The sequence below is a fragment of the Enterobacter cloacae complex sp. HYC042_NIDB genome (assembly GCF_056673315.1).
The window spans coordinates 703,821-728,544 of sequence record NZ_CP109650.1; the positions used below are offsets into that span (position 1 = coordinate 703,821).

The 24,724-nt window shown below is 58.0% G+C and carries 18 protein-coding genes and 2 pseudogenes; 4 read left to right on the top strand and 16 right to left on the bottom strand.

Annotated features, from left to right (window positions below; translation table 11 throughout):
- Nucleotide 1: 1 nt before the first annotated feature.
- Both OKF39_RS03395 and OKF39_RS03400 read right to left on the bottom strand, forming a co-directional pair.
- Nucleotides 2–2,599 (bottom strand): glycoside hydrolase family 38 N-terminal domain-containing protein, encoded by a 2,598-nt coding sequence (locus OKF39_RS03395; RefSeq protein ID WP_479983470.1) that lies wholly within the window; start codon nucleotides 2,597–2,599, stop codon nucleotides 2–4.
- A gap of 10 nt (nucleotides 2,600–2,609) precedes the next feature.
- Complete coding sequence (locus OKF39_RS03400; protein WP_402740794.1) at nucleotides 2,610–4,007, bottom strand: PTS fructose transporter subunit IIC; 1,398 nt, start codon at nucleotides 4,005–4,007, stop codon at nucleotides 2,610–2,612.
- Between the two features lie 179 nt (nucleotides 4,008–4,186).
- Between OKF39_RS03400 and OKF39_RS03405 the strand changes: the two genes are divergently transcribed.
- Nucleotides 4,187–4,846, top strand: a complete 660-nt coding sequence (locus OKF39_RS03405; RefSeq protein ID WP_041911449.1) for a MurR/RpiR family transcriptional regulator — start codon at nucleotides 4,187–4,189, stop codon at nucleotides 4,844–4,846.
- Nucleotides 4,847–4,854: 8 nt separating this feature from the next.
- On the opposite strand, the gene OKF39_RS03410 is transcribed toward OKF39_RS03405, so the two are convergent.
- The 4 genes from OKF39_RS03410 to treR all read right to left on the bottom strand — a co-directional run bounded on the left by OKF39_RS03410 (nucleotide 4,855) and on the right by treR (nucleotide 9,938).
- Nucleotides 4,855–5,601, bottom strand: coding sequence for an oligogalacturonate-specific porin KdgM family protein (locus OKF39_RS03410; protein WP_402740795.1), 747 nt, complete (start codon nucleotides 5,599–5,601; stop codon nucleotides 4,855–4,857).
- A 136-nt stretch (nucleotides 5,602–5,737) separates the two neighbouring features.
- Complete coding sequence (gene treC / locus OKF39_RS03415) at nucleotides 5,738–7,393, bottom strand: alpha,alpha-phosphotrehalase (protein WP_047364049.1); 1,656 nt, start codon at nucleotides 7,391–7,393, stop codon at nucleotides 5,738–5,740.
- A 51-nt stretch (nucleotides 7,394–7,444) separates the two neighbouring features.
- Nucleotides 7,445–8,863 carry a PTS trehalose transporter subunit IIBC gene (treB, locus tag OKF39_RS03420; RefSeq protein WP_045259643.1) on the bottom strand — a complete coding sequence of 473 codons (1,419 nt, stop codon included), beginning with the start codon at nucleotides 8,861–8,863 and terminating at the stop codon, nucleotides 7,445–7,447.
- Between the two features lie 127 nt (nucleotides 8,864–8,990).
- Complete coding sequence (gene treR / locus OKF39_RS03425; RefSeq protein WP_028015312.1) at nucleotides 8,991–9,938, bottom strand: trehalose operon repressor TreR; 948 nt, start codon at nucleotides 9,936–9,938, stop codon at nucleotides 8,991–8,993.
- Between the two features lie 390 nt (nucleotides 9,939–10,328).
- Between treR and mgtA the strand changes: the two genes are divergently transcribed.
- Both mgtA and OKF39_RS03435 read left to right on the top strand, forming a co-directional pair.
- Nucleotides 10,329–13,037 (top strand): magnesium-translocating P-type ATPase, encoded by a 2,709-nt coding sequence (mgtA, locus tag OKF39_RS03430; RefSeq protein WP_045259608.1) that lies wholly within the window; start codon nucleotides 10,329–10,331, stop codon nucleotides 13,035–13,037.
- 178 nt (nucleotides 13,038–13,215) lie between these two features.
- Nucleotides 13,216–15,600: a beta-N-acetylhexosaminidase gene (locus tag OKF39_RS03435; RefSeq protein ID WP_479983471.1), complete on the top strand. Its 2,385-nt coding sequence runs from the start codon at nucleotides 13,216–13,218 to the stop codon at nucleotides 15,598–15,600.
- A gap of 83 nt (nucleotides 15,601–15,683) precedes the next feature.
- Here the strand turns inward: OKF39_RS03435 and gbpA are convergent, their stop codons facing one another.
- From gbpA to OKF39_RS03460, 5 genes and pseudogenes are all read right to left on the bottom strand, one after another.
- Nucleotides 15,684–17,135, bottom strand: coding sequence for an N-acetylglucosamine-binding protein GbpA (gene gbpA, locus OKF39_RS03440; protein WP_028015315.1), 1,452 nt, complete (start codon nucleotides 17,133–17,135; stop codon nucleotides 15,684–15,686).
- Between the two features lie 139 nt (nucleotides 17,136–17,274).
- Complete coding sequence (gene ridA / locus OKF39_RS03445) at nucleotides 17,275–17,661, bottom strand: 2-iminobutanoate/2-iminopropanoate deaminase (RefSeq protein ID WP_023305331.1); 387 nt, start codon at nucleotides 17,659–17,661, stop codon at nucleotides 17,275–17,277.
- A 73-nt stretch (nucleotides 17,662–17,734) separates the two neighbouring features.
- Nucleotides 17,735–18,196, bottom strand: coding sequence for an aspartate carbamoyltransferase regulatory subunit (pyrI, locus tag OKF39_RS03450; RefSeq protein WP_010427352.1), 462 nt, complete (start codon nucleotides 18,194–18,196; stop codon nucleotides 17,735–17,737).
- A gap of 12 nt (nucleotides 18,197–18,208) precedes the next feature.
- On the bottom strand, nucleotides 18,209–19,141 hold the full coding sequence (gene pyrB / locus OKF39_RS03455; protein WP_028015316.1) for an aspartate carbamoyltransferase: 933 nt from the start codon (nucleotides 19,139–19,141) through the stop codon (nucleotides 18,209–18,211).
- A 2-nt stretch (nucleotides 19,142–19,143) separates the two neighbouring features.
- Nucleotides 19,144–19,279: pseudogene (locus OKF39_RS03460) on the bottom strand (pyrBI operon leader peptide).
- On the opposite strand from OKF39_RS03460, the pseudogene OKF39_RS03465 reads away from it, so the two are divergent.
- Nucleotides 19,259–19,376: pseudogene (locus OKF39_RS03465) on the top strand (hypothetical protein). The pseudogenes OKF39_RS03460 and OKF39_RS03465 sit on opposite strands and share 21 nt — an antisense overlap.
- Nucleotides 19,377–19,379: 3 nt before the next feature.
- On the opposite strand, the gene OKF39_RS03470 reads toward OKF39_RS03465, so the two are convergent.
- The 5 genes from OKF39_RS03470 to arcA form a co-directional block, all read right to left on the bottom strand.
- The gene (locus OKF39_RS03470) at nucleotides 19,380–19,859 is read right to left on the bottom strand and encodes an arginine repressor (protein ID WP_479983791.1); all 480 of its coding nucleotides are present in this window, start codon (nucleotides 19,857–19,859) and stop codon (nucleotides 19,380–19,382) included.
- Nucleotides 19,860–19,939: 80 nt separating this feature from the next.
- A complete protein-coding gene (locus OKF39_RS03475) occupies nucleotides 19,940–21,343 on the bottom strand; it encodes a YfcC family protein (protein WP_479983472.1) in 1,404 nt (467 codons plus the stop codon).
- Between the two features lie 47 nt (nucleotides 21,344–21,390).
- A complete protein-coding gene (gene argF / locus OKF39_RS03480) occupies nucleotides 21,391–22,395 on the bottom strand; it encodes an ornithine carbamoyltransferase (RefSeq protein ID WP_041911441.1) in 1,005 nt (334 codons plus the stop codon).
- Nucleotides 22,396–22,421: 26 nt separating this feature from the next.
- Nucleotides 22,422–23,333, bottom strand: coding sequence for a carbamate kinase (gene arcC, locus OKF39_RS03485; RefSeq protein WP_047367009.1), 912 nt, complete (start codon nucleotides 23,331–23,333; stop codon nucleotides 22,422–22,424).
- 9 nt (nucleotides 23,334–23,342) lie between these two features.
- Nucleotides 23,343–24,563: an arginine deiminase gene (arcA, locus tag OKF39_RS03490; RefSeq protein WP_479983473.1), complete on the bottom strand. Its 1,221-nt coding sequence runs from the start codon at nucleotides 24,561–24,563 to the stop codon at nucleotides 23,343–23,345.
- Between the last annotated feature and the right edge of the window lie 161 nt (nucleotides 24,564–24,724).

Consider the following 24,724-nt stretch of genomic DNA (forward strand, 5'->3'; position numbering starts at 1 on the left):
ATTAAGCCTCCATCAAAAAATCGCAGGTTGCGAAAGCGGGGATTGCCGTTACCGGCGGCACAGGCTCTTCCAGATAGTTGATCTGACGTAGCCCCGCCAGACTTTCCGGGACGGGAACCGGCTGCGTCCCGGCGTTAAACACCCGGACGACGGTGCCATTCGATCGTTGCGCATGGGGCAGGGCAGAAAGGACTAGCGGCTCCGGCAGGGTCAATAATGAGAATTGTGCCGGAAGCTGATGCTCGGGCAGACGCAACGCAAAGCGCTCAAGTCGGTGATCGAGCGTATGTAGCGTTTGCCGCTGATAGGTGAAGGGCTGTCCGGCCGCCTGATTTTCCAGTTGGCGAAGCGTGAGATGATCGGCGCTGTCGGCCAGCGCGACGGTAAATGAAAAGTGCAGCGGTTTCAGTAACTGGGCGTCGGGGGTCTCAACCACCGTATTATTAATGCCGGACGCCCGGCCCGGTCGCCAGTCGAGATCGTTGCGCCCGAGCACGCCCGTCGCTTTAAATAACGTCAGGGCAATCGTCGCGGGTTCGCTGCCGATAATCTGAAATTCCTTCATACCGCGACTATTCACCACCAGCGCTTTGCCCGCTTCCGCGACAGCGATAATACCTTCGGTGGTTTCGATATCGACGGGCATCTCGCGATAGCGCTCCTGCCAGTTTCCACTCTCACACCCCGTATCGCGCTGGATTATCGCGAAGGGTTGGGAGGCGATAGCGTGACGGGTGCGAATATCGCTGCCGATCAGTAAACGTAGCCGGTGATCGCAGTGGCTGTTTTCCAGCGAAGCCTCGACGTACAGGTTCGGATCGTCTTCGCGTAATGTGCACTCCAGACGAATGGATAACGGCGTTCGGGCAGTATCCTGGCGTCTGGCGAGATCTGGCGGAAGAAACAGGGTGGCTTCAACGATCAGCTTTTCGACAAGCGGCGTTTTCAGGCAGCCGACGAGCGTGAAATGGTCGCATCGCGTCGGGGTATCGCCCGCAAGCGGTGAGAAATCGTAGCTGTCGCCCGCATCCGCACAGTCTTCAAGGGTAAAGAACGAGGGGATGCATCTGCCGCTGCGTTTGTCGTGCAGGGTTAGCGTTCCGTCGTCCAGCGTTAATCGATAATGTGCATTCTCTATCTCGCTGCCCGTTGTCTGTTGAGGCTGCCGGAAAGGCGCCGGGTCATCTTCAACGTTAACGCTGAGATAGCCGACCGGCGGCAGAACCGGTGTTTTCACAGCAACGTGCCAGCGGTAATAAGGGGGAAGGGGTGTTTCACACTCGCCTTCGGCGTTAAGGGAGATCGCCGTTCCGCCGGGCAACACGTCTCTTTCCAGGACGTCGAAGGGGATGGCCTGCCCCTGATACATCAGGGCGATATTTTCAGCGCGGCTATAGAGAGTGGTTTTCACCACGCGCTGCGTTTGCGTGGCCAGCGGGTTAAAAATCAGCAGATCGCCTTCCCGAGCGCAGGCGGCGGCTAGGGTTTTCACCACCAGGTTCCACAGGCTATGGCACAGCTGTTCGGTTTGCTCCAGTCGATGCAAAATATCGCGGTTGGTGGCATCGCTGTTACAGCCGCCGATGGAGTCATGGGCATGGCTTCGCAACAGCTTCTTCCAGAGCGTATCGACCACCGAGAGGTTGACCGGCAGCCCCTGATGACGCGCCATGGCGATTGTCGGCTCCAGCTGCCGCAGGATGAACTGCTCAACTGCATCATTTTTCTTTTTAATGTCGTAGCGCACGGAGCCGATCGTTTTATGGATGCGGGTGTAGCGCGGCGATTTCAGCTCTCCTTCCCAGAATTCAAACTGCTCACGCTGCGCGCGCAGAATGTCGACGTAGCGCTCCAGCGAACTGATGACGTACCGGTCCTCATCCGGGGAGCGTGCGCTGGCGACCTGCAGGATTTTCGGCAGCGCCGGGTCGATGCTGACCTGATCGCCACCGCAGGGCAGCAGCAGGTCATTTATTCCGGCCCGCGAGCGCAGGAGATTGACCATCGGATAGATTTTTCCCTGCAAATGGCTCGCGTCTGAAGAGATGTTTTTAGCCGCGCCATAACCGAGCGCCATCGCGCAGGCGATAACGGTCGCCCCTGACGGCGCGCGCCAGAGGAACTGGCTGCTTTTCGCCTGTCTGTCGTGATCGATACCGCGCCAGAAGACGATGTTGTCGATATTGCAGCCCTGCAAAATCGTGGGCATCTGCGCATTGTGGCCGAAGGTATCCGGAAGATACCCAACCTGCATGGCGTGCCCCAGCTTACGGGCAGAGAAGATGCCGTATTTGAGGTTGCGGATAATGGATTCGCCATGCACGTTGTAGGTATCCGTCTGGGTATACCACGGCCCCACAAAAATCCTTTTCGCTCTGACCAGCGTCTCCAGCCTGGTGCGATACTCGGGATTGATGGCGAGAAAGTCCTCTACCACCGCCATCTGTCCGTCAAGGTGATAGCAGCTGTAAGCCGGGTCGTGCTCCAGCGTGTCGATGACGTCCGCAAAGTTATATGACGCCAGCACCATGCTGTCCTGACGGGTGAAATACCACTCTTGATCCCAGTGCGTATGGGCAATGACGTGGATCTGATTCATGACCTTCCCCTTAGCTGGCGTTCTTTGGGCTGACGTAAAGCACGCCCAGGGCGCAAATCAGTGCGCCAATAAAGACGCTCGCCAGGTAGCCCGCCACGTTGGTTGCCAGCGGCCAGCCCCAGATGGCCGGCAGCGGCAGCGTCTGCTTCACGCCGAGTGCAATGGCGACCAGCGCGCCGGCGACGGCACCGGTCATAAACACCGGGATCAGACGTGGGTTTTTCAGGATGAACGGGATCGCGCCTTCGGAGATCCCAATCACGCCCAACAGCAACGAGGTGCTGCCAACGGTTTTCTCTTCCCGGCTAAAAACATCCGGTAGTCCAAAGCGGCCGTTGAGGAACGCGGCAAAGCCGACGCCAATAGAGGGGATCACGATGGAGAGTTCGCGGGCGGTGAGATCAAACGTTTCGCTCATGCCATTCAGGCCGAGCGCGACTGAGCCTGCCGCCTTGTTGACCGGGCCGCCCAGATCGAACGCGGTGCCTGCGGCGATCATCGCGGAATAGAATCCGCGCCCGGTGTCACCTGCCGAGGTAAAAAAGAGCACCATCAGCTGGTTAAGCGAGCCAAAAATCGGGTTAATCAAATATTCCATGACCATCACCAGCGTAATGCCGGTGATGAGCGGGACGACAAGCATGGTCTTGATGGTGGTGAGCTGTTGGCGGACGTGAATGGAATCATTCAGCCAGCGCACCAGATAGCCCACAAAAAAGCCAATGCCGATCGCGCCGAAAAAGCCGGACGGCATAAAGCCTTCGATATCAAAGAAGCGCTTGTAGACCTCGTCTGACATGATGCCGCCGATAAGTCCGGGGATCAGCGCCGGTTTGCCGGCAATGGAAAACGCCAGATACATGGCGAAAACCGGATACATGAACTTAATGGTCATAAAGCCCACTTTATCCAGCACGCTGAACGGCGAATGGTCGATGTTAATAAACTGGCCGGTAATTTTAGCCGTTGCCATCATCAGCCCGCCCATGACCACCACCGGCAGCATATAGCTGATGGCCGCCATGATATGGCCGATAAAAATCTGGTAAGCCGAAGGCTGGAGTTCGTCTTCATGTACGACAGTCGTGACGTTTTTTTCCATGGCAAGCGCCTGACGCAGATAGCGATCGGTATGCTTGATCAGCTCTTGCGTGCGGGTCTGAAGGTGGGGAATGTTTTCAAAGCGCTCGGCATCCTGAATGGGGACGTCGATTGCCAGAATAATGGCCGTGGCGGAGGCGATATCCTGCTTCGTTAAGCGGTTTTTAACGCCGTCGCTGCCCTGCGTTTCGACCTTAACCTCAATATTGTGCTCTTTAGCCCATGCAATAATTTTATTCGCCGCCATAAAGGTATGTGCAATGCCCGTCGGGCAGGCCGTTACCGCGACAACTTTCTGTTTCGTCATTGTCATAATTCCCTGGATGTGAAAACAGGGAAAGTATAAAGAGAACCTAAAACAGTTTTTAACGTTTGCTAATACTAATTAAGTATCGCGATACGCGTAAATGCAATGTGTGAAGCGCCTTCCAGAGACTATTTCTCTGTTGTGTTAATATCATGCCGGGATTAAACAGGGTGTAATATATGAATTCATTCCAGGGAAGTGAACGCTTGATATTTGAATATATTCAGCATCACGCGTGTAATATTTCTAATATTTCGGCAAAAGAGATTGCCCGTGATACCTTTACAACGACAACATCCGTTAATCGTGTGTGTAAAAAAATGGGGTATAAAAGCTATACCGAGCTTCGGTATCGTTTTTTACGCGATCATTTTACCCCTGCGCCTGCAGTGCCCGACGCGGGTCCGCAGGCGGACGACATTGTGGCGGAGGTGTCCAGGCTGCTCATCCATTCCAGCCATATCTATCTGTACGCACGCGGCGCCTCGCTTACCAGCCTCAACTACCTGTCGCGCTTTTTATCGCTGGCGAGCCTGCCGCATCTTATTTTGAATGACATGCACCAGCTGACACGGGTATCGAAGGGGACGCTGGTGCTGATCAGCAAATCCGGGGAGACACAGTCGCTGATAGAAATGGCGCGAAACGCGCTGCGCAAGGGCTTAAAGATTATTGCAATTACCCGTCAGGGGGCGACGCTGGCGTCGATCTCAACGCTATGCTGGCCGTTATCGATCGACATTAACGCGGTATCGCTGTATCAGCGGGAGGGACAGCTTGAACTGTTAAGCGCCGTGGACCGTATCGGCTGCAGGCTGCTGCAGCACGATACGGTGTAGTCAGGCCGTCAGAGCTGCTTCACTATCCCCAGACGTACGGCATAATCATTTTCATGGTTGCCGTCATTGTTGATATAGGTTTTATCCAGTGACACCAGCTCGACGTAAGGCGTCCAGCCATCGTCGAGCTGGTAGTTGAACGCAACGGTATGCTCCCAGTAGGTATCATCCCCGGTTCCCTGATCGACATTATCCTGCCAGCGGAAGCGCGGATTGTAGGACATACCGAATTTGCCAATGTTGTACGCGAACCAAATGTCGAACTGGTGTGACTGACGGCGGGTATAGCCGCTGCCGTCGAGTTCTTTGTCGCTGTGCGTGTCATTGATGGTGTTATAACGGTAACGGGCGGAAAGATTCAGACCGTTATCAAACGCTTTCCAGCCCTGAATGAAGGGGCGATAGTGGGTATTACTGGGGGTGAAAACCGTCACCATGCCAGGCGCAACGGCAAAGCCATTGCCCAGATTGAAGCGCCAGCGCGTTTCAATCTCCTGTGCCGCCTCCGTTAATCCTTTGTCATCGGGATTATTTCGGTCGGTATCACCAAAAAAGGTGTCGTTATGGTTTTGTGCGGCTTCAACGGAGAAGTAAAAACCGTTATCCGCCTGATGCATAACCTTAATACGTGAATCATTTACGTCAGAGCGCGTATTATGGCCAAAGCGAAGGTCGACGGACGTATTTCCGCACCATCCCTGTGTGCTCAATAATAATGCGCTAATACACGTTACTTTAATAATTGTCTTTTTCATCATGTCCTGCCGAGGTTATTTAATTGGCAGGACTATTTTTATTTTCGGTACGCCGTGATGTAAAAGTTATCGTCGTACATTTAGCGTATCGCTAAACATAAAAAAAGGAGATACAGCATGCTGTATCTCCTGACGTTTATTCCTGCACCCACCAGATGGCTTCAAACGGGCGCAGTTGCAGCGTATCGGGACGAGAGGGGACGTCCTCATAGTTGCTGAGTGCGACCTGCCATGCGCCCTGTACCGGGTCCGGCTGCCACTGCTGGCGCTCTCGGCTCAGGTTCGCCACCACCATCAGCGTCTGGCCCTGCCACTGGCGGCGATAGCACCACAGGGAAGGGTGTTCCGGCAGCAGATCGTCATAATCTCCCCACGTCAGCACCGGGAGGGTTTTGCGCAGACGAATCAGCGACTGATAGGTGTAGAACACTGAATCCGGGTCGTCCAGCGCCGTACGGGCATTCACGGTTTCATAGTTATCGCAGACCCCAATCCAAGGCTCGCCCTCGGTAAAGCCCGCATTGTGCGACGCGTCCCACTGCATTGGGGTTCGCCCGTTATCGCGGGATTTACTCGCCAGAATCGCCAGTAATTCATCCGGCTCACGGCCATTGGCCCGCAGTTCGGCGAACATGTTCAGGCTTTCCACGTCGCGGTAGTCGGTGATGCGGCTGAAGTGCGGGTTGGTCATGCCCAGCTCTTCACCCTGATAGATGTACGGCGTGCCCTGCATGCCGTGCAGCACCATGCCGAGCATCTTTGCAGCGTGAACACGGTGTTCCCCTTCGTCGCCAAAGCGCGACACGATGCGCGGCTGGTCGTGGTTACACCAGAACAGCGCGTTCCAGGCTTTGTTGTGCATCCCCTGCTGCCAGTGGCGGAAAAGGGTTTTCAGCGCCACGAAGTCCGGCTTTGCCTTCGTCCACTTTTCGCCGCCGGGGTAGTCCACCTTCAGGTGGTGGAAGTTAAAGGTCATCGACAGCTCGCGCCCGTCGAGCGACGCGTACTGCTGGCAGTTCTCCAGCGAGGTTGACGACATCTCGCCCACTGTCATCAGGTTGCGCGGGGTGAAGACGTCGCGGCTCATCTCCTGGAGATATTCGTGGATGCGCGGGCCGTCAGTGTAGAAGCGGCGACCGTCGCCAATGGTGTCGTCCGGGAAATCCTGATCTTTAGAGATGAGGTTAATCACGTCCAGACGCAAGCCGTCCACGCCGCGATCGGCCCAGAACTCGCATACCTTTTTCAGCTCGGCGCGCACCGCCGGGTTTTCCCAGTTGAGATCCGCCTGCTCGGGCGCGAAAAGGTGAAGATAATACTGCTCGCTCTCGGCGTGCCAGCGCCAGGCGTTGCCGCCAAACTTGGAGCGCCAGTTGTTGGGGAGCTGCTCCGGCGTACCGTCGCGCCAGATGTAGAACTGGCGGTACGGGCTCTCTTTGTTCAGCGACTCGCGGAACCATGCGTGCTGCGTGGAAGTATGGTTAAACACCATATCCAGCACGATGCGAATGCCGCGTTCGTGCGCTTCGGCAACCAGCTCGTCAAAGTCATCCAGCGTGCCAAAGGACGGGTCGATGGCGGTGTAATTCGCCACGTCGTAGCCGTTATCCACCTGCGGGGAAATATAAAACGGCGTCAGCCAGATAGCGTCGATGCCGAGGGTTTTCAGGTAATCCAGCCGCTGCGTCACGCCGCGCAGATCGCCGGTGCCGCTGCCGGTGGTGTCCTGAAAACTCTTTGGGTAAATCTGGTAGATGACGCCGTTCTGCCACCAGTGAGGAAGGGTATTCATAGTGCGTTCCTGCAAATGCGAAGGGGCGCAACTGCGCCCCGAAAGATGAAGTTAAACAATCTGCAGCGTGCCCTGACGGAACTTACGCTGGTAAACCACGGTGGTGAGCGCCATGGGGACGATAATCGCCACCGCCATGGCCAGGGCAAACACCTGCCAGAAAGTAGGCTGGATGGAGAGGATCCCCGGCAGGCCGCCGACGCCAATCCCGTTCGCCATCACGCCGTTCAGGCCGCACAGCAGGCCCGCCAGGCCAGAGCCGATCATCGCGCAGAGCATCGGGAAGCGGTACTTCAGGTTGATGCCGTACATCGCCGGTTCGGTGACGCCGAGATAGGCGGAGATGGCCGCCGGAACGGAGATCTCACGCTCGTTGTGCTTACGGCTAACGATAATGATGCCGGTCACCGCAGAGGCCTGTGCGATGTTAGAGAGGGCGATAATCGGCCAGACCGGGGTACCGCCGAGGCTCTGAATCATCTGCATATCGATGGCCAGCGTGGTCTGGTGCACGCCGGTGATCACCAGCGGGGCATACAGGAAGCCAAACAGCGCGGCACCGATTGGCGCGAAGCTGCCGGTCATCAGATGACGCACCGCGAAGGCCACGCCGTCGCCGATCATGCGGCCAAACGGACCGATAAAAGCGTGCGCCAGGAAGACGGCCAGGATCAGCGAGCAGACCGGCACCACCACCAGGTAGAGGTAATCCGGCACGATGCGCTTCAGACGCGTCTCAATAAAGCCCAGCGCCAGACCCGCCAGCAGGGCCGGAATGACCTGCGCCTGATAGCCCACCTTGGCGATGGTAAACAGACCGAAATTCCATACCTCAGGCACCTGCTGACCAAGTAAGTAAGCGTTCATTAACTGCGGAGAGACCAGCGTGACGCCCAGTACGATACCGAGAATTGGCGTACCGCCCATCTTGCGCACCGCGGACCAGCAGATCCCGACCGGCAGGTAGAAGAAGATCGCTTCGCCAATCAGCCACAGGAAGTCATAGATGCTTTGCAGCGCCGGGTACATCTGCGCCAGGGTTTTACCGTCGCTCATCGGCACATCGCCGATGACGTTACGGAAGCCCAAAATTAAGCCCCCGCTGATCAGCGCCGGCAGCAGCGGGAAGAAGATTTCTGCAAAGTGGGAAATCAGCTGCTCGTGCCACTTCATATTCTGGCGCGCCGCCTTCTTCGCCTGCTCTTTATCGGCAGAAGAGTGTCCGGTAGTCGCCAGCAGAGCCTGATAGTAATCGCCCACTTCGGTACCAATCACCACCTGGAACTGTCCGGCGTTGGTGAAGCAGCCTTTCACCATGGAAAGCTCTTCAATCGCCTTCGGGTTGGCCTTGGCCGGATCGTTCAGCACGAAGCGCAGGCGGGTAATGCAATGGCTGACGGTGGCGATGTTTTCGCGGCCGCCGACCAGGACGATCAGCCGATCGATATCTGCTTGTTTGACTTTACTCATCATGAAACCTCATGACAGATGTTGAGGGGGGTAATGACCTGAGCGCAAGCCTACTCCTTCAGCGTGACGGCGAAAATGGGAACGTTCCCGAAATCGGGCGAAGATCACAATAAACGATTCAGGGGGGTTATGAGAGACGGGCAGGAATAACGATCTGGCGCGGCTCGCTCCGCCCGTTGATCTGCTCGATCAGCTGTGCGGCGGCCTGTCTGCCGGACTCGGCGTAGCCCGGATCGACGGTGATAATTTCAGGGTGCAGGAACTTCATCAGCGGCGTGCTGCCGACGCTCGCCACCTGCAGGTTATCAATGCGCTGCTCCTGCAGATACTTGCTGGCACCCAGCGCAAGGGTGTCCGTGGCGCACACCAGCGCGGTGGTCTGCGGCGTCAGGACGCTGGCGACCTGCTCGTAGCCCTGCTTCATGCCCAGCCCCGGCAGGGAGGCCACGGCAGGGAGATTGTGCTTTTTGCAAAAGGCCAGATAGGCTTCGTGGCGGCGCTTGCCGGTGGTAACGTCCGCGTGCGGCACGCCCAGATAGCTGATGTGGCGGTGGCCTTCTTCGTACAGGCGCTGCATCAGGGTGATAATCGCCCCCTCATCGTCATAACAGACGGAGGCAAAACCGTGGGCATCGCGCGCCAGCAGCACCAGAGACGGCTGCCAGTGTTTCAGCATCTCCTCGTCAATGCCGGTAAAACCAAACAGCACCACGCCGTCAATGTTACGGCGCTGGAGCATGCCGAGATGTTCTTCCACCAGCTGTGGCGAGAACTGGCTCTCCATCATGATCGGATCATAGCCCTGCTCGTAGAAGGCAGGCAGCATGGTTTGAACGGCGAGGTTTTCGGAGAGGGAATCCAGACGCGAAACGATGATCGCAACCACTTTATCGCTCTGCCCGCGCATGGCGCGCGCGGAGCGGGAAGGGGAAAAACCGTGCTGATTCATGACCGCCTCAACGCGCTCGCGGGTGCGTTCGCTGACGCCGCTTTCGTTGTTCAGCACGCGTGAGACGGTTGATTTCCCCACGCCGCTTAAACGCGCGATGTCTTTAATTGTAAGGCGGTTCTGCATGCTGTATTCCCTGTAACAACGACAAAATGGTCAATTGAGCCTAATGCTATAGCGCGATTTCGCTATGGGCAAAGTCTGGTTTACGTACTGTTTATTTGCAGGCGCGTATAATACCGCCCGAATCGTCACAAAGGGTACGCTTAAATCTTTATACTGCGCGGCGACACCCTGTTTTTTTACTTACCGGAGGCTTTATGGATCCCGATCCCGCACCTCTCCTGAACGGGAGAATTTGTTCTTTCCGGTAAGCCAGCTTTTGCTGTCTCACCGGTAATGTGAGGCAGCAACGTCCCAAACGTTCCTGCTTGAAAAATTGAGTGCCTGACAGGTACGGCTTTGCCACGCCTGAAGGGAATGCTGCGTCCGCCTGGCGGATGCGGAGGAATGTCTATGTTTAAAAATATCACCCGGCAGCTGCAGGCGCTGCTGAGCCGCCATCTGCCACACCGTCTTGTTCAGCGCGATCCGCTGCCCAATGCCAAAAACATGGCGGGAGCGGCGATCCCGGCGTCCCTGACCGAACGCTGCCTGAACGTGGCGGCGATGGATGAAAACGAAGTCTGGCGCGCCTTTGGCGGCCATCCGGAAGGGCTGAACGCGTCTGAAGTGGAAAAAATCCGCGCCGTGCACGGCGATAACCAGATCCCGGCGCAGAAGCCCTCTCCGTGGTGGGTGCACCTGTGGCTCTGCTACCGCAACCCGTTCAACCTGCTGCTGACCGTACTCGGCATTATCTCTTACGCGACGGAAGATCTCTTTGCCGCGGGCGTGATTGCCCTGATGGTGGGTATCTCCACGCTGCTGAACTTCATTCAGGAAGCCCGCTCCACCAAAGCGGCGGACGCCCTGAAAGCGATGGTCAGCAACACCGCAACCGTCTCGCGCGTGATTAACGACCTCGGCGAAAACGCCTGGGTTGAGCTGCCCATTGACCAGCTGGTGCCGGGCGACCTGGTGAAGCTGGCGGCGGGAGACATGATCCCGGCGGATTTACGCATCATCCAGGCGCGGGATCTGTTCGTGGCGCAGGCCTCCCTGACCGGCGAGTCCCTGCCCGTTGAGAAGGTATCGCGCAGCCGCGACCCGCAGCAGATGAACCCGCTCGAGTGCGACACCCTGTGCTTTATGGGCACCACGGTGGTCAGCGGTACCGCGCAGGCAATTGTCACCGCCACCGGCGGCAATACCTGGTTTGGACAGCTTGCCGGGCGCGTCAGCGAGCAGGAGAGCGAGCCGAATGCGTTCCAGAAAGGGATTGGCCGCGTCAGCATGCTGCTGATCCGCTTTATGATGGTTATGACGCCAATCGTGCTGCTGATCAACGGCTACACCAAGGGCGACTGGTGGGAGGCGGCGCTGTTTGCGCTCTCCGTGGCCGTCGGCCTGACGCCGGAAATGCTGCCGATGATTGTTACCTCCACGCTGGCGCGCGGGGCGGTCAAACTCTCTAAACAAAAGGTGATCGTCAAACATCTCGACGCCATCCAGAACTTTGGCGCAATGGACATTCTCTGCACCGATAAAACCGGCACCCTGACGCAGGATAAAATCGTGCTGGAGAACCACACCGACATCGCCGGTAAAACCAGCGAGCGCGTGCTCCACAGCGCGTGGCTGAACAGCCACTACCAGACCGGGCTGAAAAACCTGCTCGACGTGGCGGTGCTGGAAGGCGTGGACGAGGAGGCCGCCCGTACGCTCTCCGGCCGCTGGCAGAAGGTGGACGAAATCCCGTTCGACTTCGAGCGCCGCCGCATGTCGGTGGTGGTGAGCGAGCAGCCGGACGTGCACCAGCTGATCTGCAAAGGCGCGCTGCAGGAGATCCTGAACGTCTCCACGCAGGTTCGCCATAACGGGGAGATCGTGCCGCTGGACGACACCATGCTGCGCCGCATCAAGCGCGTCACCGACAACCTGAACCGTCAGGGGCTGCGCGTGGTGGCGGTGGCGAGCAAATTCCTGCCCGCGCGGGAGGGGGACTATCAGCGTATCGACGAATCCGATTTGATCCTCGAGGGTTACATCGCATTCCTCGATCCGCCGAAAGAGACCACCGCACCGGCGCTGAAGGCGCTGAAGGCGAGCGGCATCACCGTCAAAATTCTCACCGGCGACAGCGAGCTGGTGGCGGCCAAAGTGTGTCACGAAGTGGGGCTGGACGCGGGCGACGTGGTGGTTGGGAGCGACATTGAGCACCTCACCGACGACGAACTGGCGCAGCTTGCCCAGCGCACGACGCTGTTTGCCCGCCTGACGCCGATGCACAAAGAGCGCATTGTGACGCTGCTGCGTCGTGAAGGGCACGTGGTGGGCTTTATGGGCGACGGCATCAACGATGCGCCCGCGCTGCGTGCGGCGGACATTGGCATCTCCGTGGACGGCGCGGTGGATATCGCCCGTGAAGCGGCGGATATCATCCTGCTGGAAAAGAGCCTGATGGTGCTGGAGGAGGGCGTCATTGAAGGGCGTCGCACCTTCGCCAACATGCTCAAGTACATCAAAATGACCGCCAGCTCCAACTTCGGTAACGTCTTCAGCGTGCTGGTGGCGAGCGCGTTTCTGCCGTTCCTGCCGATGCTCCCGCTGCACCTGCTGATCCAGAACCTGATGTACGATGTCTCTCAGGTAGCGATCCCGTTTGATAACGTTGATGACGAGCAGATCCAGAAGCCGCAGCGCTGGAACCCGGCCGATCTGGGCCGCTTCATGCTGTTCTTTGGGCCGATCAGCTCCATCTTCGACATTCTGACCTTCTGCCTGATGTGGTTTGTGTTCCACGCCAACACGCCGGAACACCAGACGCTGTTCCAGTCCGGCTGGTTCGTGGTAGGGCTGCTGTCCCAGACGCTGATTGTGCATATGATCCGCACGCGGCGCATTCCGTTTATCCAGAGCCGTGCCGCGTGGCCGCTGATTGTAATGACGGGCATTGTGATGGCGCTGGGTATCGCGCTGCCGTTCTCGCCTCTTGCAGGTTACCTGCAACTTCAGGCGCTGCCGCTGAGCTACTTCCCGTGGCTGGTGGCGATCCTCGCGGGCTATATGGTGCTGACGCAGATGGTGAAAGGATTCTATGCGCGTCGATATGGCTGGCAGTAAGCTCATTTTGCCACAATCCAAACGTAGGCCGGGTAAGGCGAAGCCGCCACCCGGCATCTGGCTTTCCTCCCAAATTCAACAACCTGTGATCTCCGTCGGCGCATTCGCTTGACGACAATTTGTACGCATGTTAACAGAATGTTTTGCCTGTATTTGGCCCGTCAGATAAGGAACATTCATGTTACGGTACAGTCTCTTAACCGCCGGGCTTATGCTCGGCGCCTCCGCTTTTGCCGCGCCGGCAGGCGACCTTCCCCTGATGCCCTGGCCTGCGAAGGTTGAACGCCCGACGACGCAGGGCGCGCTGGTGCTTAACAATCAACTCTCCGTGAGCGTCAGCGGCGACGATCTGGGGGACGCGGTCAACCGCCTGCGCCAGCGCATTGCGCTGCAAACCGGCTGGACGCTACAGCCACAGGCCGAAAAACCTGACAAGCCAACCATCCGTATCGCCATCGCTAAAAAGGTGAAGCCGCAGCCGCTGCCGGACAGCGATGAGAGCTACAAACTCATAGTGGATGCCAACGGCGTGAACATCTCCGCTAACACCCGCTTTGGCGCATTGCGCGCAATGGAAACCTTGCTCCAGCTGATGCAGAACGGTGCCGAAAACACCTCGATTCCGTGGGTAACCATCGAAGATTCGCCGCGCTTCCCGTGGCGCGGGCTGCTGCTCGATTCGGCGCGCCATTTCATCCCGTTACCCGATATCAAACGCCAGATCGACGGTATGGCCGCGGCTAAGCTCAACGTCCTGCACTGGCATCTGACTGACGATCAGGGCTGGCGCTTTACCTCGAAGCGTTATCCAAAATTAACCCAGCTTGCCAGCGACGGGCTGTTCTACACCCCTGAGCAGATGCGCGAGATTGTGCGTTACGCAGCCGAACGCAGCATACGCGTGGTGCCGGAAATCGATATGCCGGGCCACGCCTCAGCGATTGCCGTCGCCTATCCAGAACTGATGAGCGCGCCGGGGCCGTACGCTATGGAGCGCCATTGGGGCGTGCTGAAGCCGGTGCTGGATCCCACCAAAGAGGCGGCCTACACCTTTGCCGACGCGATGGTCAGCGAACTGGCGGCGATCTTCCCCGATCCGTATCTGCATATTGGCGGCGATGAGGTGGACGACAGCCAGTGGAAGGCAAACGCGGCGATCCAGAGATTTATGCGCGACAACAAACTGGCGGACAGCCACGCGCTGCAGGCGTATTTCAACCGCAAGCTGGAGACGATCCTTGAGAAGCACCACCGGCAGATGGTCGGCTGGGATGAGATCTACCATCCCGATCTGCCGAAAAGCATTCTGATCCAGTCCTGGCAGGGACAGGACGCACTGGGGCAGGTGGCGCAGAACGGCTATAAGGGCATTCTCTCAACCGGCTTCTACCTCGACCAGCCCCAATCCACCGCCTATCACTACCGCAACGAAATCGTGCCGCAGGGGCTGAATGGCGTGGACGTGATAGCGGACACCGACAGCGTCCAGAGCTGGGCTTTCTCCATGCCGCGCCTGAAGGGCAAGCCGGTGGAAGGCAGCTTTACGCTGGTGAAAGGCGACGCCGGGTGGCGCGGTTTTATTGATTTTGCCGGGAAATCGCGTCGGGCGGTGAATAACATTCAGTGGCGCGACGACAACCAGGTGACCTTTACCGTCGACACCTGGATGGGTGAAACGCGCCCGGTGGTCAACGTTGATAACGACAAACTCACCGGCTATTTCCTGGTGGGAAACACCCGCTACCCGATTAGCGGCGCGCGTCTGGACGACGTGCCGAAAGGTACCCCTCCGGTCGTGCCGGACGTGGCGAATCAGGCCAACCTGCTCGGCGGCGAAGCGGCGCTGTGGGCGGAAAACGTGGTCGCGCCGGTGCTGGACATCCGCCTGTGGCCGCGCGCCTTTGCGGTGGCGGAGCGGCTGTGGTCCGCGCAGGACGTCAACGACGTCGATAACATGTATACCCGCCTGCAGGCGATGGACAGCTGGTCGACGGTGTCCGTCGGGCTGCAGCAGCATACCCAGCAGCAGGTGCAGTTCACGCGCCTCGCTAACAATGCCGACACCCTGCCGCTGCAAATCCTCGCCCAGGCGCTCGAGCCGGCCCAGTATTACACCCGCCAGCACCTGAAGTTCCAGGCCGGAAACTACCATCAGTTTGAGCCGCTTAACAGACTTGCAGATGCGCTGAACGCCGAAAGCGCCACCGTGCGCCAGATGCACAAGTGGGCGGACCGCCTGGTGAGCGACGCGGAAGACACGGAGAGCGCCGAGGCGCTGCGCCACGTCTTTAACCGCTGGCAGAACAACATCAGCGACGTGCTGGCCTTGAGCGAAAACAGCTATCAGCTGAAGGCCATTAAGCCGGTCATTCTGGAGGTGGATAAGCTGGCCTCGATTGGCCTGAGGCTGACGGATCTGGTGGCGCGTCAGGGGACGCTGGACGACAAAGAGATCGCGTCGATCCAGAGCGAGCTGGACAGCGCGGCGAAGGTGCAGGATGAGGTGGTGATTGCGGCGGTCTATCCGCTGGAGACGCTGCTACGCGCCACGCGAAATCAGTAACACGCATGCCCGGTGGCGCTGCGCTTGCCGGGCCTACGTGGTGTAGGCCCGGCAAACGCAGTGCCGCCGGGCGTAAAGGCCACTCAGTTCTTCAGAACCCACGCCTCTTTCCAGTGTGCGCCAACGCCTGGCTCATACTGGTTTGCGGTTGGGCTGTACTGCACGCAGAAGCCGCTGTACGGGAAAGGCTTACATTCGTAGGTCTTACCGTCTTTAGGCTGAAGCACCACGGTACCTGCCTTGTACGACGCGATATTGTCCGGGAAGGTAAAGTCGTGGTGGCCGGTGCTATCCGCGGCGGCATCGCCTTCCAGCATCAGGTTCAGGACGTCCTGCGCGAACAGGGTGCCGTCTTTATTGGTCGCGTAGTATTTCAGCATGTGGTGACCGGCGGTCACGTCGGTCAGGGTCATGGTGACGTCCTGATTGCTGTTGTTCATGTCCTGCTTCAGGTAGCCTTTTTCCGCACCGTGGTGGTTCATCACGTGTGCTTCAAAATTCACGTCACCCTGCGTATTCACGTGGAAGGTCACGGTCGCGTTGCCATGTTCGATTTTGCTGTATTGCAGATCGGTAACGGCGATGGTTTCGCTCACCTGCGCTTTCTGCTCTTCATAAGAGATAGCAACGGACTGTAAGGTGCTGCCGTCTTTCACGAAGACGCTGTTGGCGCCGTGAACCGGGCTGATGTCACCGGCTTCATCCTTCACGCCGACGCGCACGTCGTGCTGCGCGGTGTTGATCTTCTGCGCCAGATCGTAGGACCACTGGTTAGCGTCGCCTTGTTCAGCAGAGCCGATGGTCATCTCGGTGCGCATGGCGGTCACTTCGCCGTGGGCGTCGAAGAAGCGTGCGATAACTTTATCGCCCACGTTCAGGTTATTACCGGCAATCTGGCCGCTCAGGGTTTTGCTCCACTCGGACACAACCGCAGGCGTTTCGTCCGGGGTAACGTTGCCGCCATTCCCGAAATCAACGTCGATAGCCTGATAGAAGCTGTTTGTGGTATCTGCAATTTCCCATACGCCGTAAATTACCTGATAGCCTGTGCGTTCAGGAACATTACAGGTCATGGATTTAGTTACGGCTGGCGCCTGGCTATTTCCGTTAATTGTACAGAACGGGGTTAATTCAAACTGATCGCGAGTTAGCGGCTTATTTGGGTCCCAGTTTTGTTTGGTAATGTAATAACGCCAGTTGGTGGTTTTGTGCGGCGCAGTATGGTGCCAGACAAATTCATGCGGGCCCGCGGTCATCGGGTTTTTAGTCCACGCATTCAGGCTCTGCTTATCCAGCTGAGAATATTGAGAGATACCCGCGCTGGCGAGGTGTCCGTCTGCTGGCTCTGCCCCGGTCGGGAAGCCGGAGGTTTTCTCTACGCTCTGCGGTTCATACTGTACGGAGCCGCAATCAATATTTTGACCCAGCTTACACATATAGGCGCGGCTGGCAGGAGATTCAATATATCCGTGAGCAAATGCCGAAGATGCAACGGTCACTGTTGCGAGGGCAAGTGCAATTTTTGAAAGTTTCATTACTCATCCATTATTAGAGAATATTACTAGGCGAGGGAGAGTCTAATAATGGATCTGGCTCTGTGTCATTTTACCCGGAGAGTAAAAATAACCGAAATAAAAAAGGCAGCCCGAGCTGCCTTCTGTTTATTGAAATGTATTAACGACGTACGGCGATCGCTTCAATTTCAATTTTCACGTCTTTTGGCAGACGCGCCACTTCCACGCAGGAGCGCGCCGGGAAGGTGGCGTTGTGCTCGGTGAAGAACGCTTCATACGTAGCGTTAACGGTGGCGAAGTCGTTCAGATCTTTCACGAACACCGTCGTTTTGACGATATCACCCACTTTCAGGCCCGCAGATTCAACGATAGCCTGCACGTTTTCCAGCGACTGACGCGCCTGCGCCGCCACGTCGGCCGGTACTTCACCGGTTTTCGGGTTTACCGGGATCTGGCCAGAGGTGATGATCATGCTGCCCAGATCAACGCCCTGAACGTATGGGCCGATAGCCGCTGGTGCATTTTCCGTCGCGAGTGCTTTGCTCATTTTTTCTCCAGAATTACAGCGTTAAGAATGTTCCCGGCCATTATAACAGCCGGGATTTCATTACCAACCTCAATTAGTTGGCCAGCACCACATAATGGGAAAACTCTTTTTCGCAGTATTTGCATTTGAGCGCGATGTCGTTGGCGCGCTTTTTCACTGCAAAGCTGGACGAAACCGGCTCGGCGTGGCTGATGCAGTTGCTGTTCGGGCAGACCAGCACGCTTTCGATGCGCTCCGGCAGGCTCGGGCGGGATTTGCCCACCACGTCGTAATCGTCGATGCGGTTAACCGTGGCGTCCGGCGCGTACAGCGACAGCTGGTTGACCTGCTCGTCGGTCAGGAAGGTGTTCTCGATCTTGATCAGATCTTTACGGCCCATTTCGCCGGACGGCAGGTTCAGGCCGATGGTGATGCGCTGGTCGGTTTCGGTCAGTTTGAACAGCGTCAGCAGCTTAAAGCCCACCTGCGCAGGGATGTGGTCAATCACGGTGCCACGCTTGATGGCTTCAACCTGGAGTTTGTTATCGTGTGTCATGGTCGTCTCCCCTTACAGAGCTAATTCGCGATTCAGAACCAGTGCCAGTAACGCCTGGCGAGCGAAGATGCCATTCCCGGCCTGCTGGAAGTACCAGGCGTGCGGCGTTTTATCCACGTCGGTGGCAATCTCATCAATGCGCGGCAGCGGGTGCAGCACCTTCATGTTGTCGCGCGCGCCGTCGAGGTCGCTGGCGCGCAGCACGAACTGCGCCTTCACGTTGGCGTATTCGGACGGATCCAGACGCTCTTTCTGCACGCGGGTCATATAGAGAATATCCACGTTGCCCACCACCTCTTCGATGCTGGCGTGCAGGCTCCACGTAATGCCTTTCTCGTCCAGCATGTCGAGGATGTACTGCGGCATCGCCAGCGCGTCCGGGGCGATGAAGAAGAAGCGGTTGCCGCTAAATTTCGCCAGCGCCTGGGTCAGGGAGTGGACGGTGCGGCCGTACTTCAGGTCACCGACCATGGCGATGTTCAGATTTTCAAGCGTGCCCTGGGTCTCCTGAATGGTGAACAGGTCCAGCAGGGTCTGCGTCGGATGCTGGTTGGCGCCGTCACCGGCGTTCAGCACCGGAATGCCGCCGGAAAACTCGGTGGCCAGACGCGCCGCGCCCTCCTGCGGGTGGCGCATCACAATCGCGTCAACGTAGGTGCTGATCACTGAAATGGTATCCGCCAGGGTTTCGCCTTTTTTGCCCAGCGACGTATTGCTGCTGTCCGAGAAGCCCACCACGCTCGCGCCCAGGCGGTGCATGGAGGTTTCAAAGGAGAGGCGGGTGCGCGTCGAGGCTTCAAAGAAACAGCTCGCGATCACCTTGTGCTTCAGCAGCTCCGGCTGCGGATTGGCCTTCAGTTTTGCCGCGGTTTCCAGAACCAGTTCCAGCTCTTCGCGGCTGAGGTCGTTTATGGAAATGATGTGTTTTTGATAAAGCGGATTCATGTTTATCTCCTGACGCCGGGCAAAAAAAAGCCCCTCAAATGAGGGGCTCTGGGAATAGGTTTAGCAACGGGAAGAAAACGGCAGGCCAGCGTCTGATTTCAGACGCGGTAAGACGTTATGTCGTACACGCTTGACCATGCTTCCTCCCGGCAAATTGTCGGGCATTATACGCAGCTCGTTTTTGGGATCAAGCGATTTAATGCACGCTTTACTCAATGCAAACGGTTCTTTATGAATATTAATGCATTCTGAGTAAATAATTAATTTGCTTATGCACCAGCGCGGTACGCTTCACCACCCGGGGCGCGACCCAGACAATACTGCTTCCCGCCACCACGCCTAAAATTTCCGGTAACTGGTGATAATCCAGAATACGCGCCACCGCGCGGCCATATCCGGCGACGGTATGAATAAGGATAAATTCGCTATTGTGCTCCACGCTCACCACCATTTCGGAGACGGTACGCGCGGCGTCGGGGGCAGGGCGCAGTTGGGGATTCAGCGAATAAATCTTTAGCCCTTTGGCATTGCGAATTTTTATGACGCCAAGCAGCTTGAGCAGACGTGAAACGGTGGACTGGCTGATGGTCTCAAAACCCCGCTCCTGCAAGTCGCGGCGGATCTCTTCCTGAGAGAGATAGCTCTTTTCCGCGATCAGACGCTGGCAGACCGTTAGCTGTAGTTGCTCTTTGGAAGAGTACTCTTCGTAATCCATCATAGTTCCCATATCAGTTCCCGAAATAACCGGTGGCACCGCACCGATCCGTAGGCCGGATAAGCGCAGCGCCATCCGGCAAATCACAACAACGCGCCCAGGCTTAACGCCACCATAATCACCACCGTCAAAATCCCCAGCAGCGGCGCGACCCATTTCAGATAGCGCACGTAGGGCACGCGGGCGATAGCCAGCCCGCCCATCACGACGGCAGAGGTGGGGGTGATAAGGTTAACGATGCCGGACGCCGACTGGTAAGCCGTAACCACCAGGTCGCGGTTGACGTTAGCGAAATCGGCAAGGGGCGCCATGATCGGCATCGTCAGAACGGCCAGGCCGGACGAAGAAGGCACAAGAAACGACAGCACCACCTCCAGCCAGTACATCACGTTAATGAACGCCACCGTCGACAATCCGGTGACCAGCCCTTCCGCGCTGTGCAAAATGGTGTGGGTAATCATGCCCTTATCCATAATCACTACGATACCGCGCGCGATGCCGATAATCAGCGCGACGCCCAGCAAATCTCGCGCGCCGTTGATAAACGTCGACGTCAGCTCCTCTTCGCTCATGCGGGCGATAAGCCCAACGATAATGGCGCTGGCGAGGAACACCGCCGAGATCTCCGCCATCCACCAGCCCAGCACCGCCACGCCGTAGATCATCACCGCGAAGGCGAGGGCGAAAATCACCAGGATGAGTTTGCGCACCGGGGTAAATTCCAGCGACTGCTCGCCCTTGTTGCCGAGGAAGTGGGCGAGGTTCTCCTCCTGTTTATCCGCCACGATCGACAGCGACGGATCTTTGCGCACCTTACGGGCATAGCGCATCACCCACGCCACGCAGATGATCCAGCCGATGACCAGCAGCGCGATGCGCAGCATGATCCCATTGGTGAAGGGGATCCCGGCGGCGTTGGCGGCGATCACCGTCGCGAACGGGTTAATGGTGGACCCGAGCGTGCCGATCCCCGCCCCGAGCAGTACGGTGGACGCGGCAACCACCGGATCGAACCGCGCCGCCAGCATCACCGGCACCAGTAAGGTATAGAAGGGCAGCGACTCTTCGGCCATGCCGTAAATCGTGCCGCCTGCGGCAAACAGCGCCATCAGGATCGGGAGCATCCACTCTTCGCGCCCGCGCAGCTTAGTGGTGACGCGCTCGATCCCGGCGTCAATTGCCCCGGTTTTGGTGACGATCCCGAGAAATCCCCCGATGATCAGGATAAACAGCGCAACGTCGATCGCCCCAGCCTGGCCGGACTCCGGATCGTACAGCCCGGCTATCGGCGCCATCAGCACCGACACCAGCCCCTGCGGGTGCGATGCCACGTGCGCATAGGTGCCGGCAACCGGCACCTCTTTGCCGAGCGCCTCGTTCATCGCCATATGGTACTGCCCGGCCGGAACAATCCACGTCAGCACGGCAACCACGGCAATCAGAAAAAAGAGAATGGTGTAAGCGGAGGGAAACTTGAACTTGCCCATGATGTTCTCCTGAATCCCGGCGCACCCCGCGGCGCGCCGGGCGGTGATTAGTCGCCGAGTGTCGCCACCATGACCGCCTTAATGGTGTGCATGCGGTTTTCTGCTTCGTCAAAGACGATGGAGTTCGGTGATTCAAAGACCTCTTCCGTCACCTCCAGCCCCTTCAGGCCGTACGCCATCTCGATCTCGCGGCCCACTTTAGTGTGCTCGTTGTGGAACGCGGGCAGGCAGTGCATGAACTTGACGTTCGGGTTGCCGGTGGCCTTCATGACGTCCGCGTTGATTTGATACGGCTTCATCAGGCTGACGCGCTCGGCCCAGGCCTCCTTCGGCTCGCCCATGGAGACCCACACGTCGGTGTAGAGGAAATCGGTACCGTGCACGCCTTCTTCCACGTCGTCGGTGAGGGTGATGCGCGCGCCCGTTTCTTTGGCGATGGCGCGGCACTGCTCAACCAGCCCGGCTTCCGGCCAGAACGATTTCGGTGCCACGAGGCGGATATCCATCCCCATCTTGGCCGCGCCGACCATCAGGGAGTTGCCCATGTTATTCCGCGCGTCGCCGAGATAGGCAAAGCTCAACTCCGGCAGGGTTTTGCCCGGTGAATGCTCCAGCATGGTCATCAGGTCGGCGAGAATTTGCGTCGGGTGGAACTCGTCGGTCAGGCCGTTCCATACCGGCACGCCCGCGTACTCGCCCAGCTCCTCGACGATGGCCTGGCCGTAGCCACGGTACTCGATGCCGTCATACATGCGGCCCAGCACGCGGGCGGTGTCTTTCATCGACTCTTTATGGCCGATCTGCGACCCGCTTGGGCCGAGGTAGGTAACCTGCGCGCCCTGGTCAAACGCGCCCACTTCGAAGGCGCAGCGGGTGCGGGTGGAGGTTTTTTCAAAGATCAGGGCGATGTTTTTTCCGACCAGCGTCTGCTTTTCGCGCCCGGCTTTTTTGGCCGCCTTCAGCTCGATGGCGAGGTCGATCAGGTACTGAATTTCCGCCGGGGTGTAGTCCAGCAGTTTGAGGAAGTTGCGGTTTTTCAGGTTGATGGTCATGGCTAAATCCTTTTTAAAATGAGTGATCAGTTACGAATCAGCGTGCCTTTCTCGCCCGCCAGGATCTCCGCGCCGTCGGCCAGCGCGCCGATCCCGGCAATGCCGTTGCAGGCCTCAACAAACTCGCGGCAGGCGGCGACCTTCGGCCCCATCGATCCGGCGTCGAACGGCATGTCTTTAAGCAGTTCCGGCGTCACCTGCGCCAGCGGGCGCTGGGTCGGCTTGCCCCAGTCGAGGTACACCGCGTCGGCATCGGTGAGGATCAGCAGGGCGTCGGCCTCGATCTGACGCGCCAGCAGGGCGGCGGAGAGGTCTTTGTCGATCACCGCCTCAACGCCGCGATAGCCGTTGGCGTTTTCCACTACCGGCACGCCGCCGCCTCCGTTGCAGATGACCAGGTGGTCGCGCTGGATCAGCGCCGTGATGGCGTCGCTCTCCACGATGCGCTTCGGCTGCGGAGAGGGCACCACGCGGCGGAAATAGGCGCCGTCTGCCCTGAACGTCCAGCCTTTTTCTGCGGCCAGCGCTTTCGCCTGCGCTTCGCTGTACACCGGGCCGATGTATTTGGTCGGGTTGCTGAAGGCCGGATCGGCGGCGTCCACTTCCACCTGGGTGAGCAGGACGCTCACCTCACGCTGCGGCAGATTGTTTTTCAGCGCCTGCTGGAGCATGTAGCCGATCATCCCCTGGCTTTCCGCGCCGAGAACGTCCAGCGGGTAGGGCGTCACTTTGTCGTAGGCGCTGTTCTGCAGCGCCAGCAGCCCGACCTGCGGGCCGTTGCCGTGCACCAGCACCACGCGCCACTGCGCCGTCAGCCCGGCGATGGTGCGGGCGGCCTGCTCGATGTTCTGGCGCTGGATATCCGCTTCCAGCGGCTCGCCGCGCTTGAGCAGCGCGTTGCCGCCCAGGGCCACAACCAGAGTGGGTTTTCGTTCCATGATGGCTCCTTAAATTCCGTCGCGTTCCAGTGGGCAGCTCATGCAGCGCGCGCCGCCGCGACCGCGTCCCAGCTCGTCGCCGGGGATCGGCAGCACGGTAATGCCCGCTTTGTCGTACTTCTCGTTGGTCCAGACGTTACGCTCGTAGCCGATCACTACGCCCGGGCGGATGGTCAGAACGTTGTTGGCGTCGTTCCACTGCTCGCGTTCCGCTTCAAAGGCGTCGCCGCCGGTGGTGATCAGGCGGACCTGGTTAATGCCGAGGGCTTTCTCGATGGCGTGCAGCAGCTCGGTTTCCTGGGTGCGCAGCAGGCCACCGCGTCCGTCCGGCGTGAGCGTCCAGCACTGGGCGTCTTTGCGCACCACTTCCGGATAGACGGAGAAGGTGTCCACGTCGATGTGGGTCATCACCGTGTCGAGGTGCATGCAGGAGCGGTGTTTTGGCAGCTCAACGGCAATCACGCGTTCGGCCTGACGGTGTTTAAACAGGCTGTTGGCGAGGAACTCCACGCCCTGCGGCGTTGTGCGCTCGGACATGCCGATCAATACCGCCCCGCGGCCAATCACCAGTACGTCACCGCCTTCTAAGGTGGCGTGGTCGTAATTAATATTCTCGTCGCCGAAATACTTAATAAAATCGCCGTCGGCAAATGCCGGGTGCCAGCGATATATCGCGCGCAGATTATTGGTTTCACGCTGGCGGGCGGGTTTCGCCATCGGGTTAATGGAGACGCCGTTATAAATCCAGCAGGAGGTATCGCGGGTAAATAAATGGTTCGGCAGCGGCTTCATAATAAAATCATTCGCCGTGTGGGTATCCACTACCATATTTTTAATGGCTGCCGGAATTTCGCCGTAGGTTAATCCCCCGCTTAATCGCCGCGCCAGTTCGCGGTGCGGCATATCCGCCAGCCAGCCGCGCACGTCGCCGGCAAAGGTTGGCCCGAGGCGATAGTCGGAAATTTGTGTTTCAAGAAGCCAGGCTTTCGCTTCTGCGATATCAAGGGTTTGCGTGAGCAGGTCGGTCAACAGCAGGACTTCCACCCCCTGCTCGCGCAGCGTGTTGGCGAAGATGTCATGCTCCTCACCCGCCCGTTCAACCGACAGTACATCATCAAATAACAGTTCCTGACAGTTTGAGGGCGTTAACCGCTTCAGGCTTAAATTAGGGCGGTGCAGCATAACGCTACGCAATTGACCAATTTCAGAACCGACGTAATGCTTTTCCATAATTATTCCTTTAACTGTTTTTCAGAATAAAAAGGGCATGCGCCATGTGGTGTGATTAATTACATGGCGGCTAAGCTCAATTGATTTCGTGATTTATAGTAGGCAGTTAAATAATCCGTAATGTGATATTGCTCACGCGGAAATGGATATTAATGAGTTTG

What these genes read in the sequence shown, in the direction of transcription:
- pyrB (WP_028015316.1), bottom strand. Translation starts at nt 19,141, where the DNA reads ATGAATCCGCTTTATCAAAAACACATCATTTCCATAAACGACCTCAGC.
- treC (WP_047364049.1), bottom strand. Translation starts at nt 7,393, where the DNA reads ATGAATACCCTTCCTCACTGGTGGCAGAACGGCGTCATCTACCAGATT.
- pyrI (WP_010427352.1), bottom strand. Translation starts at nt 18,196, where the DNA reads ATGACACACGATAACAAACTCCAGGTTGAAGCCATCAAGCGTGGCACC.
- OKF39_RS03435 (WP_479983471.1), top strand. Translation starts at nt 13,216, where the DNA reads ATGTTACGGTACAGTCTCTTAACCGCCGGGCTTATGCTCGGCGCCTCC.
- treB (WP_045259643.1), bottom strand. Translation starts at nt 8,863, where the DNA reads ATGAGTAAAGTCAAACAAGCAGATATCGATCGGCTGATCGTCCTGGTC.
- OKF39_RS03410 (WP_402740795.1), bottom strand. Translation starts at nt 5,601, where the DNA reads ATGAAAAAGACAATTATTAAAGTAACGTGTATTAGCGCATTATTATTG.
- gbpA (WP_028015315.1), bottom strand. Translation starts at nt 17,135, where the DNA reads ATGAAACTTTCAAAAATTGCACTTGCCCTCGCAACAGTGACCGTTGCA.
- arcA (WP_479983473.1), bottom strand. Translation starts at nt 24,563, where the DNA reads ATGGAAAAGCATTACGTCGGTTCTGAAATTGGTCAATTGCGTAGCGTT.
- mgtA (WP_045259608.1), top strand. Translation starts at nt 10,329, where the DNA reads ATGTTTAAAAATATCACCCGGCAGCTGCAGGCGCTGCTGAGCCGCCAT.
- OKF39_RS03470 (WP_479983791.1), bottom strand. Translation starts at nt 19,859, where the DNA reads ATGATGGATTACGAAGAGTACTCTTCCAAAGAGCAACTACAGCTAACG.
- OKF39_RS03395 (WP_479983470.1), bottom strand. Translation starts at nt 2,599, where the DNA reads ATGAATCAGATCCACGTCATTGCCCATACGCACTGGGATCAAGAGTGG.
- OKF39_RS03475 (WP_479983472.1), bottom strand. Translation starts at nt 21,343, where the DNA reads ATGGGCAAGTTCAAGTTTCCCTCCGCTTACACCATTCTCTTTTTTCTG.
- OKF39_RS03405 (WP_041911449.1), top strand. Translation starts at nt 4,187, where the DNA reads ATGAATTCATTCCAGGGAAGTGAACGCTTGATATTTGAATATATTCAG.
- treR (WP_028015312.1), bottom strand. Translation starts at nt 9,938, where the DNA reads ATGCAGAACCGCCTTACAATTAAAGACATCGCGCGTTTAAGCGGCGTG.
- OKF39_RS03400 (WP_402740794.1), bottom strand. Translation starts at nt 4,007, where the DNA reads ATGACGAAACAGAAAGTTGTCGCGGTAACGGCCTGCCCGACGGGCATT.
- argF (WP_041911441.1), bottom strand. Translation starts at nt 22,395, where the DNA reads ATGACCATCAACCTGAAAAACCGCAACTTCCTCAAACTGCTGGACTAC.
- ridA (WP_023305331.1), bottom strand. Translation starts at nt 17,661, where the DNA reads ATGAGCAAAGCACTCGCGACGGAAAATGCACCAGCGGCTATCGGCCCA.
- arcC (WP_047367009.1), bottom strand. Translation starts at nt 23,333, where the DNA reads ATGGAACGAAAACCCACTCTGGTTGTGGCCCTGGGCGGCAACGCGCTG.